This is a genomic window from Burkholderia arboris, from assembly GCF_038723655.1.
Classification (GTDB): domain Bacteria; phylum Pseudomonadota; class Gammaproteobacteria; order Burkholderiales; family Burkholderiaceae; genus Burkholderia; species Burkholderia arboris.
In genome coordinates, this window is sequence record NZ_CP109821.1 from 742,746 (window position 1) to 762,807 (window position 20,062).

18 protein-coding genes are annotated in these 20,062 nt (G+C 67.2%); 9 read left to right on the top strand and 9 right to left on the bottom strand.

The window, feature by feature from the left end:
• Window positions 1-168: 168 nt before the first annotated feature.
• Window positions 169-2,970 (top strand): bifunctional [glutamate--ammonia ligase]-adenylyl-L-tyrosine phosphorylase/[glutamate--ammonia-ligase] adenylyltransferase, encoded by a 2,802-nt coding sequence (glnE, locus tag OHZ10_RS03550; RefSeq protein WP_256085579.1) that lies wholly within the window; start codon window positions 169-171, stop codon window positions 2,968-2,970.
• A gap of 93 nt (window positions 2,971-3,063) precedes the next feature.
• Here the strand turns inward: glnE and recN are convergent, their stop codons facing one another.
• Window positions 3,064-4,713, bottom strand: coding sequence for a DNA repair protein RecN (gene recN, locus OHZ10_RS03555; RefSeq protein WP_340623811.1), 1,650 nt, complete (start codon window positions 4,711-4,713; stop codon window positions 3,064-3,066).
• Between the two features lie 19 nt (window positions 4,714-4,732).
• Entirely contained in the window at window positions 4,733-5,635 is a 903-nt protein-coding gene (locus OHZ10_RS03560; RefSeq protein ID WP_059236015.1) for an NAD kinase, read from the bottom strand.
• Window positions 5,636-5,766: 131 nt separating this feature from the next.
• Between OHZ10_RS03560 and hrcA the strand changes: the two genes are divergently transcribed.
• The 3 genes from hrcA (at window position 5,767) to OHZ10_RS03575 (ending at window position 8,481) form a co-directional block, all read left to right on the top strand.
• Complete coding sequence (gene hrcA / locus OHZ10_RS03565) at window positions 5,767-6,789, top strand: heat-inducible transcriptional repressor HrcA (RefSeq protein ID WP_011544637.1); 1,023 nt, start codon at window positions 5,767-5,769, stop codon at window positions 6,787-6,789.
• Window positions 6,790-6,924: 135 nt separating this feature from the next.
• The gene (gene hemH, locus OHZ10_RS03570) at window positions 6,925-7,989 is read left to right on the top strand and encodes a ferrochelatase (RefSeq protein WP_059236013.1); all 1,065 of its coding nucleotides are present in this window, start codon (window positions 6,925-6,927) and stop codon (window positions 7,987-7,989) included.
• 84 nt (window positions 7,990-8,073) lie between these two features.
• On the top strand, window positions 8,074-8,481 hold the full coding sequence (locus OHZ10_RS03575) for an RNA-binding S4 domain-containing protein (protein ID WP_342703640.1): 408 nt from the start codon (window positions 8,074-8,076) through the stop codon (window positions 8,479-8,481).
• Here the strand turns inward: OHZ10_RS03575 and OHZ10_RS03580 are convergent.
• A complete protein-coding gene (locus OHZ10_RS03580; RefSeq protein WP_174993215.1) occupies window positions 8,453-8,614 on the bottom strand; it encodes a hypothetical protein in 162 nt (53 codons plus the stop codon). The genes OHZ10_RS03575 and OHZ10_RS03580 overlap by 29 nt on opposite strands.
• A gap of 355 nt (window positions 8,615-8,969) precedes the next feature.
• On the opposite strand from OHZ10_RS03580, the gene grpE reads away from it, so the two are divergent.
• The 5 genes from grpE (at window position 8,970) to OHZ10_RS03605 (ending at window position 15,409) form a co-directional block, all read left to right on the top strand.
• Complete coding sequence (grpE, locus tag OHZ10_RS03585) at window positions 8,970-9,515, top strand: nucleotide exchange factor GrpE (protein ID WP_059236009.1); 546 nt, start codon at window positions 8,970-8,972, stop codon at window positions 9,513-9,515.
• 10 nt (window positions 9,516-9,525) lie between these two features.
• The gene (locus OHZ10_RS03590) at window positions 9,526-9,951 is read left to right on the top strand and encodes a thioredoxin family protein (protein ID WP_059236007.1); all 426 of its coding nucleotides are present in this window, start codon (window positions 9,526-9,528) and stop codon (window positions 9,949-9,951) included.
• Window positions 9,952-10,098: 147 nt separating this feature from the next.
• Window positions 10,099-12,051, top strand: a complete 1,953-nt coding sequence (gene dnaK, locus OHZ10_RS03595; RefSeq protein WP_174993216.1) for a molecular chaperone DnaK — start codon at window positions 10,099-10,101, stop codon at window positions 12,049-12,051.
• Window positions 12,052-12,316: 265 nt separating this feature from the next.
• Window positions 12,317-13,453 carry a molecular chaperone DnaJ gene (gene dnaJ / locus OHZ10_RS03600; RefSeq protein ID WP_043189531.1) on the top strand — a complete coding sequence of 379 codons (1,137 nt, stop codon included), beginning with the start codon at window positions 12,317-12,319 and terminating at the stop codon, window positions 13,451-13,453.
• 3 nt (window positions 13,454-13,456) lie between these two features.
• The gene (locus OHZ10_RS03605; protein WP_342703643.1) at window positions 13,457-15,409 is read left to right on the top strand and encodes a bifunctional anthranilate synthase component I family protein/class IV aminotransferase; all 1,953 of its coding nucleotides are present in this window, start codon (window positions 13,457-13,459) and stop codon (window positions 15,407-15,409) included.
• 28 nt (window positions 15,410-15,437) lie between these two features.
• On the opposite strand, the gene OHZ10_RS03610 is transcribed toward OHZ10_RS03605, so the two are convergent.
• The 6 genes from OHZ10_RS03610 to pcnB form a co-directional block, all read right to left on the bottom strand.
• Window positions 15,438-15,866 (bottom strand): STY0301 family protein, encoded by a 429-nt coding sequence (locus OHZ10_RS03610; RefSeq protein WP_342703644.1) that lies wholly within the window; start codon window positions 15,864-15,866, stop codon window positions 15,438-15,440.
• A complete protein-coding gene (locus OHZ10_RS03615) occupies window positions 15,863-16,162 on the bottom strand; it encodes a BPSL0067 family protein (protein ID WP_196486606.1) in 300 nt (99 codons plus the stop codon). The genes OHZ10_RS03610 and OHZ10_RS03615 overlap by 4 nt, the downstream gene beginning before the upstream one ends.
• 237 nt (window positions 16,163-16,399) lie before the next feature.
• Entirely contained in the window at window positions 16,400-17,215 is an 816-nt protein-coding gene (gene panB, locus OHZ10_RS03620; RefSeq protein ID WP_256085585.1) for a 3-methyl-2-oxobutanoate hydroxymethyltransferase, read from the bottom strand.
• A gap of 43 nt (window positions 17,216-17,258) precedes the next feature.
• Window positions 17,259-17,945 (bottom strand): deoxynucleoside kinase, encoded by a 687-nt coding sequence (locus OHZ10_RS03625; RefSeq protein ID WP_059236000.1) that lies wholly within the window; start codon window positions 17,943-17,945, stop codon window positions 17,259-17,261.
• Window positions 17,942-18,484: a 2-amino-4-hydroxy-6-hydroxymethyldihydropteridine diphosphokinase gene (gene folK / locus OHZ10_RS03630; RefSeq protein WP_006476832.1), complete on the bottom strand. Its 543-nt coding sequence runs from the start codon at window positions 18,482-18,484 to the stop codon at window positions 17,942-17,944. The genes OHZ10_RS03625 and folK overlap by 4 nt, the downstream gene beginning before the upstream one ends.
• 35 nt (window positions 18,485-18,519) lie before the next feature.
• Window positions 18,520-20,058 (bottom strand): polynucleotide adenylyltransferase PcnB, encoded by a 1,539-nt coding sequence (gene pcnB, locus OHZ10_RS03635; protein ID WP_059235996.1) that lies wholly within the window; start codon window positions 20,056-20,058, stop codon window positions 18,520-18,522.
• Between the last annotated feature and the right edge of the window lie 4 nt (window positions 20,059-20,062).

A 20,062-nucleotide genomic window follows, 5' to 3' on the forward strand; every position in this document is an offset into this window, starting at 1 on the left:
GTGCCGGCGGCCGTTGCGGCAGCACGGCACGGGCTTTCCGGCGCGCGGTTTCGCGGCGGACGCACGTGCGTCCGCCGCTGCCGCGCCGAGTTCACGAGACCGGCCGGCAGCGGGGCGCGTACGCGCCGGGCCGCTGCCGGCCGGCCTTTCCGCCAGGCCCGCTTCTCGATGACCGACGCTTCCGCCCTGATCAGCACGTCCTATTCCCGATACCTCGCCCGCGCGGCTGCCGCGCGGCCCGCGCTGGCCGACCAGGTCGCCGCATGGGCGGCCGCGCCGCTCGGCCGCGCGCAGCTCGACGCGCGCCTCACCGAATTGCTCGCGACGCCGGCCGGCACGGCCGCGCCGACCGAGGAGCAACTGAAGCGCGCGCTGCGGCAACTGCGCGCGGAGGCGTTCGGCGCGGTCGCGGAGCGCGACCTGCGCGGGCTGGCGGACGTCGCCGAAGTGACGGGCGCGATGACCGATCTCGCCGAAGTGGCCGTGCAGCGTTCGCTCGCGCTGCTGTCGACCGAGCTCGAGGCGCTGTACGGCGAGCCGCGCGGCGCCGACGGCCAGCGCGTCGTGCTCGGCGTGGTCGGAATGGGCAAGCTCGGCGGCCGTGAGCTGAACGTGTCGTCGGACATCGACCTGATCTTCGTCTACGAGGACGACGGCGAAACGACCGGCGGCGCGCGTTCGCCGCTGTCCACGCAGGAATACTTCACGCGGCTCGGCCGGCGCCTGATAGGCGTGCTGTCCGAGGTCACGGCCGACGGCTACGTGTTTCGCGTCGACATGCGGCTGCGCCCGAACGGCGATTCGGGGCCGCTCGTCTGCAGCCTCGGGATGCTCGAGGAATATTTCTACGTGCAGGGGCGCGAGTGGGAGCGCTATGCCTGGATCAAGGGGCGGCTCGTGTCGGAAGGCGACAGCGACGCGGCCCGGCGGCTGGAGTCGCAGCTCGAATCCATCGTCAAGCCGTTCGTGTACCGCCGCTATCTCGATTTCGGCGTGATCGGCGCGATCCGTTCGCTGCACCAGCAGATCCGTCACGAAGCCGCGCGCCGCGCGTCGATGCGGCCCGACAAGGCCGACGACATCAAGCTCGGGCGCGGCGGGATCCGCGAGATCGAGTTCAGCGCGCAGGTGTTCCAGCTGATCCGCGGCGGCCAGGATGCCGAATTCCGCGTGCGGCCGACGCTCGCGGTGCTGCGCCATGCGCAGGCGCGCGGGCTGATCGGCGAGGACGTGCGCGCGCGCCTGTCCGATGCTTACAACTTCCTGCGCACGCTCGAGCACCGGCTGCAGTACCGCAACGACGCGCAGACGCACGCGATGCCGGTCGAGCCCGATGAACGCGCGGCGCTGGCCGCATCGCTCGGCTTTGCCGACTATGCGGCGCTGATGACGGTGCTGGACGGCCACCGGACCTTCGTCGAGGCGCAGTTCCACCAGATCTTTGCCGACAAGGTGAGCGGCGGGCCTTGCGCGGCCGGCGACGACACGGCCGCCGCGTGGATCTGGAGCGGCGCGCTGGCCGACGACGGCGAGGACGACGCGCTGGTCGCGCGCCTCGACGGCCTCGGTTTCACCGATCCGGCCACCGTGCTCGCGCGGCTGCGCGCGATCTGGCAATCGTCGCGCTACACCGGGCTGCCGGAAAAGAGCCGGCAGCGCTTCGACAGCGTCGCGCAGCGGGCGCTCGACGCCGCCCCGAAGATCGACGCCGCACGCCGCGACGACACGATCGTGCGCCTGTTCGACCTGCTCGAGACGGTCAGCCGGCGCGGCGTCTATCTCGCGCTGCTGACCGAATACCCGGCCGCGCTCGACCGCGTGCTGTCGGTGCTCGGCGCGACGCGCTGGGGCGGCGGCTACCTGATCCGCCACCCGCAACTGCTCGACGAGCTGCTCGACGACGAGGCGATCGCGAGCCCGTTCGACTGGCCCGCGTTCAAGGACGCGCTGCGCGCACGCCTCGCGGCGGCGGACGGCCCCGAGCAGCAGATGGACTTGCTGCGCCACGCGCAGCACGCGGAGGTGTTCCGGATCCTGCTGATCGATCTGGCCGGGCAACTGTCGGTCGAGCATGTGAGCGACCGGCTGTCGGAGCTGGCCGACGCGGTGCTCGACGTGACGATCGAAGTCGTCTGGTCGCAGCTCGCGAAGCGCCATCGCGACGTGCCGAAGTTCGCGGTGATCGCGTACGGCAAGCTGGGCGGCAAGGAGCTCGGCTACGCGTCGGATCTCGACCTGATCTTCCTGTACGACGACCCCGACGAGCGCTCGGCGGACGTCTACACGACCTTCACGCGGCGCCTCATCACGTGGCTCACGACCGCGACCGGTGCGGGGGCGCTGTTCGACATCGACCTGCGGTTGCGGCCGAACGGCGAGGCCGGGCTGCTCGTCACCGATCTCGATGCGTTCCGCCGCTATCAGCTGCGCGAGGGCGACGCCGCGAACACCGCGTGGGTGTGGGAGCACCAGGCGCTGACGCGTGCCCGCTACAGCGCGGGCGATGCGCAGATCGGCGCGGACTTCGAGGCGATCCGCCAGCAGGTGCTGACGACGCCGCGCGACGGCGGCGTGCTCGCGAAGGAGATCGTCGACATGCGCGGCAAGGTGTTTGCCGGCCACCCGAACCAGACCGAGCTGTTCGACCTGAAGCACGATCGCGGCGGGATGGTCGACATCGAGTTCATCGTCCAGTACTGGGTGCTGCTGCATGCGTCGAGCGACGCCGAGCTGATCCGCAATACCGGCAACATCGCGCTGCTGCGCGAGGTCGCCCGCTTCGGGCTGATGGGCGAGGACGAGGCCGAGCGCGTCGGCGCGGCGTACCGCAAGTACCGGAAGCTGCAGCACAAGCTGCGGCTCGACGGGATGGAGAAGGCGCGTGTCGATCCGGCGATGGTGGCCGACGAGCGGGCTGCGGTGACGGCGCTGTGGGAGCGCGTGTTCGGCGCGGTTGAAACGGGCGTTTGAACGAAAGCAGGGCAGTGCGCGGTATCGACCCGCGCACCGCCCTGAATCGCCAATGTGCGAACCCGTTCGGCTTGAACGGAGCAGGCGGCCGCGTCAGGCCGCCAGCATTTCCTTCGCGTGCTTGCGGGTGGTGGCGGTGATCTCGAGCCCGCCGAGCATCCGCGCGACTTCCTCGATCCGGTTGGCGCGGTCGAGTGCGACGACCGTCGACACCGTGCCGCCGCGATCGTCGGCGCCCTTCGCGACCTGGAAGTGATGGTCGCCGCGCGCGGCGACCTGCGGCAGGTGCGTCACGCACAGCACCTGGCGGTCGCGCCCGAGCTGGTGCAGCAGGCGGCCGACCACTTCGGCGACGCCGCCGCCGATCCCCGTATCGACTTCGTCGAAGATCAGCGTCGGCGTCGGGCTTGCCGCGCTCGCGATGACCGCGAGCGCGAGGCTGATCCGCGCGAGCTCGCCGCCCGACGCGACCTTCGCGAGCGGCCGCAGCGGCACGCCCGGATGCCCGGCGACGCGGAATTCGACCTGCTCGAGCCCGTGCGGGCCGCCGTCGGCAAGCGGCACGAGTGCGACTTCGAAACTGCCGCCCGCCATCGACAATTCCTGCATGCCGGTCGTGACGGCCGTACCGAGCGCCTTCGCGGCCTGCGCGCGCGCCTTGGACAGGTGCCGGGCGTCGGCGAGATAGGCTTCGCGCGCCTTGGCCTGCGTCGCTTCGAGCGCGCCGAGATCGGCGGCTGCGTCGAGCGCGACGAGCTGCGCGCGGCGCGCCGCATGTTCCTCGTGCAGCGTGTCGGGCGGCAGCCGGAACTTGCGGGCGGTCGAGTGCAACGCATCGAGCCGCGTTTCGACCTGCGCGAGCCGCTCGGGATCGAGATCGGCGCGCTGCGCATAGTGCGACAGCGAATAGACGGCTTCCTGCAACTGGATCTCGGCCGGTTCGAGCGACGCGAGCGCATCGCTGAGCGAGGTGTCGTAGTCGGCCAGGCTGCGCAGCTTCGACACGATCGCGCCGAGTTGCGGGAGCATCGCGTCGTCGGATTCGGACAGCGCGTTGAGCGCGCCGCGCACGCCTTCGATCAGGTTCGCCGAATGCGACAACCGCTTGTGTTCGTTGCTGACTTCGTCCCATTCGCCGGGCTGCGGCGAGAGCTTGTCAAGCTCGGCGAGCTGCCACGCGAGCTTTTCGCGTTCGAGCTGCAACTCGCGCTCGTGCGCTTTCGCGGCGTCGATCGCCTGCGTCGCGTCGCGCCACACGCGCCATGCGCGTGCGACGTTCGCCGCATCGGCGACGAGCCCCGCGTGCGTGTCGAACAGTTCGCGCTGCGCGTCGGGCCGCATCAGCAACTGGTGCGCGTGCTGGCCGTGGATGTCGACGAGCATCTCGCCGAGTTCGCGCAGCTGTGCGAGCGTCGCGCTGGTGCCGTTGATGAACGCGCGCGAACGGCCATTCGCGTCGATCACGCGGCGCAGCATCACGGTGTCCTCGGCGTCGAACGCGTGTTCGTCGAGCCAGCGCGCGACGCGGTCGTGCGGCGTGAATTCGGCCGTGATGTCGGCGCGGCCGCAGCCGGTACGCACGACGCTCGCGTCGGAACGTTCGCCGAGCGCGAGGGCAAGGGCGTCGATCAGGATCGATTTCCCGGCGCCGGTTTCGCCGGAAAAGACGGAAAAGCCGCTGTCGAATTCGAGATCGAGCGCGGCCACGATGACGAAGTCGCGGATCGAGAGGTGGCGGAGCATGATGTAGGGCGGAGCGGCGTCAGGACGCCTTGTCGTCTTCGTTCGAGGCGTGTTCGTTCCAGTGCAGCTTCTTGCGCAGCGTCGTGTAGTAGCTGTAGCCGACCGGGTGCAGGAACGGCACCGTGTGCTTCGAGCGGCGCACCTCGATCGTGTCGTTCAGTTCGAGCGACGTGAACGACTGCATGTCGAAGTTCACGTTGACGTCGCGCCCGCCGACGATCTGGATCGCGATTTTCGAATCGTCGGGCAGCACGATCGGCCGGTTCGACAGCGCATGCGGCGCGATCGGCACGAGCACGATGCCCGCCAGCTGCGGGTGAAGAATCGGGCCGGCCGACGACAGCGCGTAGGCGGTCGAGCCGGTCGGCGTCGCGACGATCAGGCCGTCCGAACGCTGGTTGTACATGTACCGGCCGTCGACCGACGCGCGCAGCTCGACCATCCCGGAGAAGCCGCTGCGGTTCACGACGACGTCGTTGAACGCGATTGCGTGGTAGATCGGTTCGCCGTCGCGCATGATCCGCGCCTCGAGCAGCGCGCGCTCCTCGCGCTCGAACTTGCCGGCCAGCATCACGGGAACGAGCGCGTGCATGTCGGCCGCGGCGATGTCCGTGATGAAGCCGAGCCGCCCGTGGTTGATCCCGATCAGCGGTGTCCGGTACGGCGCAAGCTGGCGGCCGATGCCGAGCATCGTGCCGTCGCCGCCGAGCACCACCGCCACATCCGCTCGCGCCCCGATTTCGGCCGGGGTGAGCGCCGGGTAGCCGGTGATGCCGATTTCGCGCGCGGTATCGCCTTCGAACACGACCTCGAAGCCGAGCTTCGCGATGCTGGCAGCCAGCGTGGCGAGCGGCTCGGCGATGACGGGCGTGTTGCTCCGGCCGACGAGCGCGACAGTATTGAACTGATTACCGGTTTTCATGCCGGCATTACACCATAGCTCGTTGACGAAAAGAACCGGCTGTGCGCCGAAGGGGCCGGATCGGGCCGGCCCGCGCAACGGAGGGAGACGCCACTCGCCGCGGTCGCGCGGTTGCGCTAAAATTTTCCACCATGCTAGATCCTCGCGCACGAACCCTCCTGAAAACCCTGATCGAACGGTATATCGCCGACGGTCAGCCAGTCGGATCGCGCACGTTGTCCCGTTATTCCGGGCTCGAGCTGAGCCCGGCGACGATCCGCAACGTGATGTCCGACCTGGAGGAGCTCGGCCTCGTGTCGAGCCCGCACACGTCGGCCGGCCGCGTGCCGACGCCGCGCGGCTACCGGCTGTTCGTCGACACGATGCTGACGGTCGAGGCGCCGATCGACGCCGAAGCCGTCGCGCGGCAGGTGCAGAACACGCTGCAGGCCGGCGAGCCGCAGCAGCGGGTGGTCGCGGCCGCCGCGAGCGTGCTGTCGAACCTGTCGCAGTTCGCGGGCGTCGTGCTGACGCCGCGCCGCAGCCACGTGTTCAAGCAGATCGAGTTCATGCGCCTGTCCGACAAGCGCATCCTGCTGATCATCGTCACGCCCGAGGGCGACGTGCAGAACCGGATGCTCGCGACGCCGCGCGACTATTCGCCGTCGCAGCTGACCGAGGCGTCCAATTACATCAACGCGCATTTCGCCGGCCTGTCGTTCGACGAGGTGCGCCGCCGCCTGCGCGACGAGATCGACCAGCTGCGCGGCGACATGACCACGCTGATGCACGCGGCCGTGACGGCCAGTACCGAGGTGCCCGACACCGAGGACACCGTGCTGATTTCCGGCGAGCGCAACCTGCTCGAAGTGGCGGATCTGTCGTCCGACATGGCGCGGCTGCGCAAGCTGTTCGACGTGTTCGACCAAAAGACGGGCCTCCTGCAACTGCTCGACGTGTCGAGCCACGCCCAGGGCGTGCAGATCTTCATCGGCGGCGAATCGACGCTCGTGCCGATCGAGGAAATGAGCGTCGTCACCGCGCCTTACGAGGTGAACGGGCAGATCGTCGGCACGCTCGGCGTGATCGGCCCGACCCGCATGGCGTACAACCGCGTGATCCCGATCGTCGACATCACCGCGCGCCTGCTGTCGCTCACGCTGAGCCAGCAATAGGCTGCAATCGGCAGCCTGATCCCGCCCCGTCATCGTGTCGCAATGCCGCCCGCGCCGACAGTCGGCCGAACGGCACGGGGCGGCCCGCTATAATTGAGAGCCGTCCGGTCCCGTGCCCCGAGCACGTTCTTGCCCATGCGTTTCGATCTTGAGCCGCCTTCGAGCATCGCGGCTGCCCATCGCATCGGTGTGCTGCTGATCAATCTCGGCACGCCCGACGCGCCCACGCCGCGTGCGGTGCGGCGCTACCTCGCCGAATTCCTGTCGGATCCGCGCGTCGTCGAGATTCCGCAGGCCGTCTGGCAGGTGCTGCTGCGCACGCTGATCCTGCCGCTGCGCGGCCGCGCGTCCGCGAAGAAATACGCGGCCGTCTGGATGCCCGAGGGCTCGCCGCTGCGCGTGTACACCGAGCGCCAGACCGACAGCGTGCGGCACCTGCTCACGTCGAACGGCTATCACGTGACGGTCGACTACGCGATGCGCTACGGCAGCCCCAGCATTTCGCACGCACTCGCGCAGTTCAAGCGCGCGGGCGTCGAGCGCGTGCTGCTGATGCCGATGTATCCGCAATACTCGGCGTCGACCACGGCCACCGCCTTCGATGCCGCCTTCGACGCGCTCGCGCGCATGCGCAACCAGCCGGAAGTGCGCACGGTACGGCATTACGCCGACCATCCGGCCTATATCCATGCGCTGGCCGAGCAGGTGCGCCAGTACTGGGCGCAGCACGGCCGCCCCGATTTCGCGGCCGGCGACAAGCTCGTGCTGAGTTTCCACGGCGTGCCGAAGCGCACGCTCGACCTCGGCGACCCGTATCACGACCAGTGCCAGCAGACGGGCGCGTTGCTGATGGCCGCGCTCGGGCTGTCGACGACCGAATGCCGCGTGACGTTCCAGTCGCGCTTCGGCAAGGCCGAATGGCTGCAGCCGTACACCGCGCCGACGCTGCGCGAGTTCGGCGAGGCCGGCGTGCGGCGGGCCGACGTGTTCTGTCCTGGTTTCACGGCCGATTGCCTGGAGACGATCGAGGAGATCGGCATGGAAGTGCGCGACGCGTTCCTCGCCGGCGGCGGCAAGACGTTCCACCGCATTCCGTGCCTGAACGGCGCGCCCGCGTGGATCGGCGCGGTCGGCGAGATCGTCGCCGAGAATCTGCAGGGCTGGCCGGTCAAGGCCGCGCAGCCCGAAACGGTGAACTGAGATGAAACGACCCCCACGCTCACTTTGCTCGCTGCCCCCCGAGGGGACGGTCAGCCTCCTTGGGGCGGCCCGGCGGAGGCTGACATGAACTACCAGATTTCCACGGATCCCGGCGCAAAGCTGCGCATCGACAAATGGCTATGGGCGGCCCGCTTCTTCAAGACGCGCTCGCTCGCGACCGATGCGGTCGACAAGGGGCACGTGAAGATCGGCGGCGCGGCGGTCAAGCCGGCGAAGGACGTGCGGGTGGGCGACGAGGTCGAGATTGCGATCGACGGCATCGTCTGGCACATTGCCGTGCTGGGCGTGTGCGACGTGCGCGGGCCTGCGAGCGTCGCGCAGGCGCTTTACGCGGAAACGGAAGCAGGGCGGGCCGCGCGGCTCGCCGAACTGGAGCGGCGCCGCACGTATCGCGAGCCGGCGGCCGAACTGCACGGCCGGCCGACGAAGCGCGACCGGCGCATCATCGACAGATTTTCGGGTGGGCGCTGAACATCTGGTCGAATGTCGCCCGCGCGCTGCCGTATTCGGTCGTGCGGTCGGTAACGGCTCCGGACAGGCAGATGGTGGTGGTGCCGGCAATGAGTACCAGCGCGACCACCGATATCGCAAAGGTCAGTTTCACGGTACTCCCCTCGGGCTCAAGGGTGAAAACGGCGCCAGGTGGATGTCAGGCGGCGGTCAGCTAGGGGTAAACACGCTTTTCCGACGCTTGACTGGAGTGTAGTGCAGCGGGCCTGTGCCAAGCTAGTACTTGCCAGGTAAGCGTTGTTACAGCCGGTTTCGCCCGATCTGGTGGACTGTGCGGGCCACGCCCCGCCGGGCGGCGCGGTTGTTTCGCGGCATTGGCGAATGCCGGCGAATAACCCTCTTGAAATCGCAGTTTTCGCCCTTATTTGCACCAACAATGTGCGGTTCCGCCGGGTATACGGTCCGGCGGTTGCCGATTTGGCTTCAACCTCTAATCGACTTTCAGCGACATGGAAAACACGCAAGAGAACCCGGCTACCCAATCGGCCGAAGACATCGGCAGCGAGAAGCAGGCGGCGCAAGGCGCCGCTCCCGCCGCCGAAGCAGCCGACGCGGCGCTCGCGGAGGCTCAAGCCAAGGTCGCCGAGCTGCAGGAGAGCTACCTGCGGGCGAAGGCCGAGACCGAGAACGTCCGCCGCCGCGCGCAGGACGACGTGTCGAAGGCGCACAAGTTCGCGATCGAGAGCTTCGCGGAACACCTGCTGCCGGTGCTGGACAGCCTGGAAGCGGCCGTCAGCGACACGTCCGGCGACATCGCGAAGGTCCGCGAAGGCGTCGAGCTGACGCTGCGCCAGCTGACGAGCGCGCTCGAGAAGGGCCGCGTCGTCGCGCTCAACCCGGTCGGCGAGAAGTTCGATCCGCATCAGCACCAGGCGATTTCGATGGTGCCGGCCGACCAGGAGCCGAACACCGTCGTCACCGTGCTGCAAAAGGGCTATACGATCGCCGACCGCGTGCTGCGTCCGGCGCTCGTCACCGTCGCCCAGCCGAAGTAAGGCTGCCGGGATGGTGCCCGCCGGCGTCGATCCGGCCGCGTTCGACGCGTTCGACATGCAGGCGCTCGACGCTGGCACGTTCGACGCGGCCATCGGCGGCGCGGGCGACGCGCTGGCGGTGGTGTTCTTCTGGGGCGTCGACTGCTTCAACTGCGAGATCGCGAAGAAGGCGATGCTCGCCCAGCCCGACGCGATCCGCGCGCTGGATCTGAAGTGGTTCCATTGCAACGTGTACGAACACCATCAGCTGGGGCGCCGCTTCGGGCTGCACGGCGTGCCGACGTGGTTCTTCTTCCACCGCGGCAAGCGGCTGGGCCGCGCGACGGGCTGGCATGGCCTCGCGCAGTTCCAGGCGGCCGTGTCGGCGGCGCGGGCGAAGGTCGCGGCGGCGGCCGGCGATCCGCCGGGCGGCGATCCGCTGGCCGGCGGCGATTGAAAAAATTTAATATCCGCATCGCTCGTCGGGTCTTGAAAACGGACCGGACGGACGCATTTCGGGAACAGAGTTGAATTCTGGCGTGCGAAACCGCCCAAAAGCGCGGGGTTTCGTGCAGCAAACAAGCATTTCTGGAGATTAGGAAAAATGGGAAAGATCATCGGTATTGACCTCGGCACCACGAACTCGTGCGTCGCCATCATGGAAGGCAACCAGGTCAAGGTCATCGAGAACTCGGAAGGCACGCGCACCACGCCGTCGATCATCGCCTACATGGACGACAACGAAGTGCTCGTCGGCGCGCCGGCCAAGCGTCAGTCGGTGACCAACCCGAAGAACACGCTGTTCGCGGTGAAGCGCCTGATCGGCCGCCGCTTCGAAGAGAAGGAAGTCCAGAAGGACATCGGCCTGATGCCGTACACCATCGTCAAGGCCGACAACGGCGACGCATGGGTTGAAGCGCACGGCGAAAAGCTCGCGCCGCCGCAGGTTTCGGCGGAAGTGCTGCGCAAGATGAAGAAGACGGCCGAAGACTACCTCGGCGAGCCGGTCACGGAAGCCGTGATCACGGTGCCGGCGTACTTCAACGACAGCCAGCGCCAGGCGACCAAGGACGCCGGCCGCATCGCAGGCCTCGAAGTCAAGCGGATCATCAACGAGCCGACCGCAGCCGCGCTCGCGTTCGGTCTCGACAAGGTCGAGAAGGGCGATCGAAAGATCGCCGTGTATGACCTCGGCGGCGGTACGTTCGACGTGTCGATCATCGAGATCGCGGACGTCGACGGCGAAATGCAGTTCGAAGTGCTGTCGACCAACGGCGACACGTTCCTCGGCGGCGAAGACTTCGACCAGCGCATCATCGATTACATCATCGGCGAGTTCAAGAAGGAGCAGGGCGTCGACCTGTCGAAGGACGTGCTCGCGCTGCAGCGCCTGAAGGAAGCCGCTGAAAAGGCGAAGATCGAGCTGTCGTCGAGCCAGCAGACCGAAATCAACCTGCCGTACATCACGGCGGACGCGTCGGGCCCGAAGCACTTGAACCTGAAGATCACCCGCGCGAAGCTGGAAGCGCTGGTGGAAGACCTCGTCGAGCGCACGATCGAACCGTGCCGCATCGCGATCAAGGACGCCGGCGTCAAGGTGTCGGACATCGACGACGTGATCCTGGTCGGCGGCCAGACGCGCATGCCGAAGGTGCTGGAAAAGGTGAAGGAGTTCTTCGGCAAGGATCCGCGCCGTGACGTGAACCCGGACGAAGCCGTCGCAGTCGGCGCGGCGATCCAGGGCCAGGTCCTGTCGGGCGACCGCAAGGACGTGCTGCTGCTCGACGTGACCCCGCTGTCGCTCGGTATCGAGACGCTCGGCGGCGTGATGACGAAGATGATCAGCAAGAACACGACGATCCCGACGAAGCACGCACAGGTGTACTCGACGGCCGACGACAACCAGGGCGCCGTGACGATCAAGGTGTTCCAGGGCGAGCGCGAAATGGCAGCGGGCAACAAGCTGCTCGGCGAGTTCAACCTCGAAGGCATCCCGCCCGCACCGCGTGGCGTGCCGCAGATCGAAGTGACCTTCGACATCGACGCGAACGGCATCCTGCACGTCGGCGCGAAGGACAAGGCGACCGGCAAGGAAAACAAGATCACGATCAAGGCGAACTCGGGCCTGTCCGAAGCTGAAATCGACCAGATGATCAAGGACGCGGAAGCGAACGCAGCGGAAGACCACAAGCTGCGCGAGCTGGCCGATTCGCGCAACCAGGGCGATGCACTGGTCCACAGCACGAAGAAGGCGCTGTCCGAGTACGGCGACAAGCTGGACGCGGGCGAGAAGGAAGCGATCGAAGCGTCGCTGAAGTCGCTCGAGGAAGTGCTGAAGGACACGTCGGCCGACAAGGCGGCGATCGACGCGAAGGTCGAGGAACTCGGCAAGGTGTCGCAGAAGCTCGGCGAGAAGATGTACGCCGACATGCAGGCCCAGCAGGCAGGTGCGGCTGGCGCGGCCGGTGCAGCGGAAGGCGCGGCCCACGCGGGTGGCGCACAGCAGGCTGCCGACGACGTCGTCGACGCCGAGTTCAAGGAAGTGAAGAAGGACTAAGCCGGGTTGCAATGGCACCGCACGCCGCGCGTGGAAACGCGCGCGGCGCGACTGACCAGCGGCTGAAAAGCGGTCTGTCTTTCCTTCCGGATGGCCGGATCGACTCCACGCCTGGCGGGCTTCGCGGCCCTCCGGGCACATTTGTTTTTTGGCGGGTGCTGCGCGAGCCGTCCGCGGACGGCGCAGCGCCAGACGAGTCGAGAGACTTTACTGCAGGCGAAAGGAGCCGCCGCGTGCGCGATGCGTGGCGGCACAGTGAATCGATATGGCGAAACGGGATTACTACGAGGTTCTGGGCGTCGCGAAGAATGCGAGCGACGACGAAATCAAGAAGGCATATCGCAAGCTTGCGATGAAGTATCACCCTGACCGCAATCCGGACAACAAGGATGCGGAAGAGCATTTCAAAGAGGTGAAGGAAGCCTATGAAATGCTGTCGGATGGTCAGAAGCGGGCCGCGTACGACCAGTACGGCCACGCGGGCGTCGATCCGAACATGGGCGGTGCGGGTGCACAGGGCTTCGGCGGCTTCGCGGATGCGTTCGGCGACATCTTCGGCGACATCTTCGGTCAGGCTGCGGGCGGCGCCGCGCGCGGCGGCCGTGGCGGCCCGCAGGTGTACCGCGGCGCCGACCTGCGCTACAGCATGGAAATCACGCTCGAGCAAGCTGCGCACGGCTACGACACGCAGATCCGCGTGCCGAGCTGGGTATCGTGCGAGGTGTGCCACGGGTCGGGCGCGAAGCCCGGCACGAAGCCGGAAACCTGCCCGACCTGTCATGGCCAGGGCACGGTGCGCATGTCGCAGGGCTTCTTCAGCATCCAGCAGACCTGCCCGAAGTGTCATGGCACGGGCACCTACATTCCCGAGCCGTGCGTGCATTGCCACGGGTCGGGCAAGGTGAAGGAAACCAAGACGCTCGAAGTGAAGATCCCGGCCGGGATCGACGACGGGATGCGGATCCGCTCGGCCGGCAACGGCGAGCCGGGCATCAACGGCGGGCCGCCGGGCGACCTGTACGTCGAGATCCACATCAAGCCGCACTCGGTGTTCGAGCGCGACGGCGACGATCTTCACTGCCAGATGCCGATCCCGTTCACGACCGCCGCGCTCGGCGGCGAGATCGAAGTGCCGACGCTGGCCGGCCGTGCATCGTTCCCGGTGCCGGAAGGCACGCAGTCGGGCAAGACGTTCCGCCTGCGCGGCAAGGGCATCAAGGGGCTGCGTTCGAGCATCGCGGGCGATCTGTACGTGCACGTGCAGGTCGAGACGCCCGTGAAACTGACCGACAACCAGCGCGACCTGCTCAAGCAGTTCGAGAAATCGCTGGCCGAGGGCGGCGCGCGTCACAGCCCGCAGAGCAAGAGCTGGTTTGACCGTGTGAAGAGCTTCTTCGAGTAAAGCATGACTGAAGGCAACGAGAGCGCGTCGTTCGCGCTCTTGGACGATTGCGACTCGACCGCGTCCGCGCGGTCGAGTCGTTTGTATTCGGGCTTCGTGCACGAACGCGTGTGCACGGACCCGGCGCAGCTCGACGAAATCGATGCGGCGGTCGCGCAGGACCTGCGCGACGGGCTGCACGCGGTCGTCGTCGGCGATTACGAATTCGGACGCAACCTGCAACGAGCGCAGCCGGGCCATGCCCCGCTGCGCTTTTTGCTGTATGCGCATTGCGAGCGCCTGTCGCGCGACGAAGTCGACGCGTGGCTTGCGCAGCAGGACGGCGGCGGCGCGCCGTCGATCGCGGGTGTCGCGCATGTCGCGAAAAGTGTATCGCGCGACGCGTTCGACGCGGCGATCGCCGCGGTGCACGACGCGTTGCGCGCGGGCGATTCGTACCAGGTCAACTACACGTACCGGCTGAATTTCGACGTATTCGGCACGCCGCTCGCGCTGTACCGGCGGCTGCGCGCGCGCCAGCCCGTGCGGTACGGCGCGCTGATCGCGCTGCCCGGCGGCGCGTGGGTCGTGTCGTGTTCGCCGGAACTGTTCGTCGAGAAGCACGGCGACGTGCTGCGCGCGCGGCCGATGAAGGGCACCGCGCCGCGGTCGGCCGATCCGCGCGACGACGCGGCAGCTGCCGCGTTCCTCGCGAACGATCCGAAGAACCGCGCGGAAAACGTGATGATCGTCGACCTGCTGCGCAACGACGTGTCGCGGATCGCGCGAACCGGCACCGTCAAGGTGCCGGCGCTGTTCTCCGTCGAACCGTATGCGTCGGTGTGGCAGATGACGTCGACGGTCGAGGCCGGCTGGCGCGATGGCACGACGTTCGCGCAGATGCTGCGCGCGCTGTTTCCATGTGGGTCGATCACGGGCGCGCCGAAGTACCAGACGATGCAGCTGATCGATGCGATCGAGTCGACGCCGCGCGGGCTTTATACGGGCGCGATCGGCTGGCTCGACGCCGTGAAGCAAGGCGCCGATTCCGACGCGACGGGTGATCGCCTGGCCGGTTGTGGCGACTTCTGCCTGTCGGTCGCGATCCGCACGTTGACGCTCGATGCTGCGGGCGACGGTGCTGACCGCGAAGGTGCGACCGGTGCCGGCGCCGAAGCACGCAATCCGGCAACGCCAATCACCGGTCGCCGTCGCGGCACGATGGGCGTTGGCGCGGGCATCGTGCTCGACAGCGTCGCGGCCGACGAATATGCGGAGTGCGAATTGAAGGCACGATTCCTGACGGACGCCGATCCCGGCTTCCAGCTGTTCGAAACGACGGCCGCCACGCGTGCGGACGGTATTCGCCATCTCGACCGCCATCTCGCCCGGCTGCAGCGCAGCGCGGATGCGTTCGGCTTCCGCTTCGACGCCGACGCGTTGCGCCGCGAGATCGACGCGCGCTGCGCGGCGCTCGACGGCGGCGATGCTTACCGGATGAAGCTCGCGCTCGCGAAGGACGGCACGGTCGAAATCGTCGCGGCGCCGCTCAAGGCGTTGCCGGCAGGGCCGGTCGGCGTGATGCTGGCGTCCGCGCACGGTTTCGCACCGACCTGCGCGAGCGATGCGCTGCTGCTGCACAAGACCACGCGCCGCGCCGAATATGACCGCGCGTGGCAGGCGGCGGAAGCGCTGGGCGGCTTCGACATGCTGTTCGTCAACGAGCGCGGCGAGGTGACGGAAGGCGGGCGCTCGAACCTGTTCGTGAAGCTCGACGGCCAGTGGGTGACGCCGCCCCTCGCGTCCGGCGTGCTGCCAGGCGTGATGCGCGGCGTGCTGCTCGACGATCCGACACTAGGCGCAAAAGAGCGCGCGCTGATGCTCGATGATGTGCTGAACGCGGATGAGTTGATGATCTGCAATGCGTTGCGCGGGCCGCTGGCAGCGCGGCTGATTCACGGCTGCGCACCGGCCTGAACGCGGATTACCTCTGCGGCGTACATTGCTAGCTTTGTACGATGGCGTGCCCACTTTTGTAGCGTGCGATGCAAGTCTGTGCCTGTTTGCCCAGTGGCCGTGCGATTACGACGCTCGTATTGCCGTAGTCGCACGAAACCCAGTAGTCTTCACGGTTTTCGGCAAGCGACCAGATATGAATGTCGCTTTTTGACTCGGAACGCGAGCGGTTCGGCCGCAACGACATCATCCGATCCGGCGACCCTGACCAGAAGGTGACGCTGGCAAGTGGATAGGTGTTTTGCGTGTCGAAGTTTTTCCAGCCATCGGGTGGTTGACCATCGAGTTGCTGGGTAACGGCAATGCGTGTGGGGCAATCCGTGGTTGCCGCGGACGCGGGTAACGCGGTGAGCGGACTGCATGCGAGCGCGGCGATGGTGAGCAGCCGATTCGGTGTTGGGCGGATGAACATCGTCATTTCACGACCGAAAATGCATCGGCGTTATTGCTCGGATCGATGTAACGGCCGTTTTTGTCCTTGCCTTTGAACGGAATGCCTCTTCTCTGAATTGCCTTGAGTGAACGCCATTGTTCAACGACGTGGATACCTCGGACATCCTGGCCTAGATAGAACGCTGCATGATTGCCGTGTGGTCGGCTTGGGTAGCGATCGTTCTCGAAAGTTGCAATGACGGTTCCAACGCGGAGACTCTGATCGCCGCTTGCTTTTTTCTCCGGGCGCCAGATGGCGGTGGGGCCGACGGAAGCGTAAATTTTGACCGGCGCGACGCATTATCCGTCGCCTGCGAGCTTTTGCCCGACGAGTTCAGTCGCCTTCTCATGCACGTGAGCCATCTTTGTCGCTCCTTCGATCGACGAAGGCTGGATGGTTTCAGCGACGAAGGCGAGCAGAAATAGGACGAGTTAGAAAGTATGTGCTGTCCATCGGGGCAGTGCGAGTCGCGGTGTGCCGCAGCTTGCCGCCAGCGCGCCACGGCACTGTCGCCCGGATTAGAACGAATGCTCGGGGCCGGGGAACGACCGGTCCTTCACCGCGCTCACATAGGCTTCGACGGCCGCCTGTATGTTCGGCTGGCCCTGCATGAAGTCCTTCACGAATCGCGGCCGCTTGCCGGGAAACACGCCGAGCATGTCGTGCAGCACGAGCACCTGTCCCGAGCAGTCGACGCCCGCGCCGATGCCGATCGTCGGAATCTTCAGCATGTGCGTGACTTCGGACGCGACGAGCGTCGGCACGGCTTCGAGCACGACGAGTTGCGCGCCCGCGTCCTCGACCGCGCGCGCGTCGCGCAGCAGCTGCGCGGCGCCGGCTTCGGTCTTGCCCTGCACCTTGAAGCCGCCGAACGCATGCACCGATTGCGGCGTGAGGCCGACGTGCGCGCACACGGGCACCGAGCGTTCGACGAGGAAGCGGATCGTTTCGGCGAGCCATTCGCCGCCTTCGAGCTTGACCATCTGCGCGCCCGTGCGCATCAGCTTGACCGCGTTCGCGAACGCCTCGGCCGGCGTGCCGTACGTGCCGAACGGCAGATCGGCGACGACCAGCGCGCGCGGCTGCGCGCGTGCGACGCAGGCCGTGTGATAGGCGATGTCGTCGAGCGACACGGGCAGCGTGGTCGTGTGGCCCTGCAGCACGTTGCCGAGCGAATCGCCGATCAGCAGCACGTCGGTGCCCGCGCGATCGAGCAGCGCGGAAAAGCTCGCGTCGTAGCAGGTGAGCATCGCGATCTTCTCGCCGGCGTCGCGCATTGCCTGCAGCTTGGGCACCGTCACGGCAGGCCGGCTCGATTCCTGGAGATAGGTCATGGGAAATCCGGGTCGATGGGTGAAGAACGACAGGCGGGACGCGTCAGCGCGTCGTCTCGCCCTTGACGAAGAATTCCTTGCGGCCGCGCATCGTCTCGATGCGCTCGACCAGCAGGGCGAGATCTTCGGGGGAGTCCAGCGGGTTCAGGTGTTCCGCGGCGACCGTCAGCACCGGCGTGCGGTCGTAGTGGTAGAAAAATTCGTTGTACGCGTCGACGAGCGAGCGCAGGTACGCATCGCTGATCTGCAGCTCCATCGGCAGCCCGCGCTTCTGGATGCGCGAGAACAGCACTTCGGGGCTCGCCTGCAGATAGACGACGAGGTCGGGCGACGGCGCCTGCGGCACGTCGACGTGCGTCGCGACCGAGCGATACAGCTGCCATTCGTCTTCCGGCAGGTTCAGCCGCGCGAAGATGTCGTTCTTCTGCGGCATGAAATCGGCGATGACGGGGCGGCCCGTTTCGAGCGCGCCGATCAGCTCGCGCGCCTGCTGCGCGCGCTGCAGCGCGAACGACAGCTGCACGGGCAGCGCGTAGCGCGCGGTGTCGCGATAGAAGCGTTCGAGGAACGGGTTGTCCTGCGGGCGTTCGAGCAGCGTCTGCATCGACCAGCGCTCGGCGAGCAGGCGCGCGAGCGTCGTCTTGCCGACGCCGATTGGGCCTTCGATCACGAGATAGCGGTGCGGGGCGCGCAGGTCGGGCGCGGTGACAGTCAGCGGAGTCGAGTTCATCGGCAGCGGGTCTTGTCGGCGTCTTCGCCGGCAGCGAGTGCCTTCTGCATCAGGCACTGGCAGGTTTGCACCTTCTCGACGCGCTGGTCTGCCACGGCGGCGAGGAAGGCGTCGGCACGGCCGCGCGCGGGAATGTCGAGCGCCGGCTCGATCTCGACGAGCGGCACGAGCGCAAACGCACGGTCGGTGAGGCGCGGGTGCGGGACGATCAGGTCGGGTTCGTCGATCGAATCGGCGCCGAACAGCAGGATGTCGAGGTCGAGCGTGCGCGGCGCATTGCGATACGGGCGCTCGCGCCCGAAGTGATGTTCGATCTTCTGGCAGAGCGCGAGCAGCTCGCGGGCCGACAGCGTCGTGTCGAGCTTGACGACGCAGTTGTAATAGTCGTCGCCGCCCGCTTCGAAGGGCGCCGTGCGATACAGGCTCGATTTCCCGAGGATCGAGATGGTGCGCTGCTGCGCAAGGCACACCACCGCGTCCTTCAGGGTCTGGCGCGCATCGCCGAGATTCGCCCCCAGTCCGATATATGCAACCGTCATGGCATCACTTCCTACGTCGTTCGCCGGCGAGCGCGTCAGTCGTCGGAACCGCCCGAGGTATCCGGTGCCTGCTCGGCGGCACCTTCACCCGGCTGGCGGTTTCGCACACCGCCGCGGCGGCGCCGCTTGCGGGGCGATTTTTCCTTCGAGCCGCCCTGCGTGAGCAATGCCTCGCGAGCAGCCGCGTCGCCTTCGATGAAATCCGTCCACCACTGTCCGACTTCCGCATCGAGCTCGCCGGATTCGCAGCGTAACAGGAGGAAATCATACCCCGCTCTAAACCTTTGGTGTTCCAGCAGCCGCATCGCGCTGCGGCCCGAGCGTTTCTCGAGGCGCAACTGCAGGCCCCAGATCTCGCGCATGTCGGCCGAATAGCGTTTGTGGATCGCGAGTTTCTCGGTCTGCATGTCGAGCACGTCGTCCATCGCGCGATGGAGCGCCGGCACCGGAATTTCGCCTTCGGCCGTGTATTGCTCGAAGCGCTGGCGCATGTCGTGCCACAGCAGCGTCGCGAACAGGAAGCCCGGCGACACCGGCTTGCCGGCGCGCACGCGCGCGTCGGTGTTGTTCAGCGCGAGCGTGATGAACTTCTCGCCCTGCGGCTGTTCGAGTACGACGTCGAGGAGCGGCAGCAACCCGTGGTGCAGGCCTTCCTTGCGCAGCCGCGTCAGGCATGCGAGCGCGTGGCCCGACAGCAGCAGCTTCAGCATTTCGTCGAACAGGCGTGCGGCCGGCACGTTGTTGATCAGGTCGGCGAGCGCGTTGATCGGCTCGCGCGTGTGCGGCTCGATCTCGAAACCGAGCTTCGCCGCGAAGCGCACGACGCGCAGCATCCGCACCGGATCCTCGCGGAAGCGGGTAGCCGGATCGCCGATCATCCGCAACAGGCGGGCGCGCATGTCGGCCATCCCGTCGTGGTAATCGAGCACCGTCTGCGTCGACGGGTCGTAGTACATCGCGTTGATCGTGAAGTCGCGGCGCGCGGCATCTTCATGCTGCTCGCCCCACACGTTGTCGCGCAGCACGCGGCCGCTCGCGTCGACCGCGTGCGTGCGGCGATCGAGTTCGTCGCGCTTCAGGCGCTTGGGCGGCTCGGCGGCGGCCGCTTCGGGCGGCGCATCGACCAGCGCGCGGAACGTCGACACCTCGATCAGTTCCTGGCCGAACTGCACGTGGACGATCTGGAAGCGGCGGCCGATCAGGCGCGCGCGGCGGAACAGGCGCTGGACTTCGGTCGGCGTCGCGTCGGTCGCGACGTCGAAGTCCTTCGGCGCGATGCCGAGCAGCAGGTCGCGCACGGCGCCGCCGACGATGAACGCGCGAAAGCCCGCCTGCTGCAGCGTGTCGGTCACGCGCACCGCGTTCTTCGAGATCAGCGCCGGATTGATGCCGTGCACGCTGGCCGGCACGACGGTCGGCTCATGGTTGCTGCGCGGCTTTTTCGCGCCACCGCCACGGGTGCCCTTCGGCGCGCGCGGGGCAGCAGGGGCCGCTTCGTCGGCCGGGGCCGCTGCGGGAGAGGTTTGCTCGCTTTCGTCCTGGCCGAGCAGCTTGCGGATGAATTTTTTGATCACGACG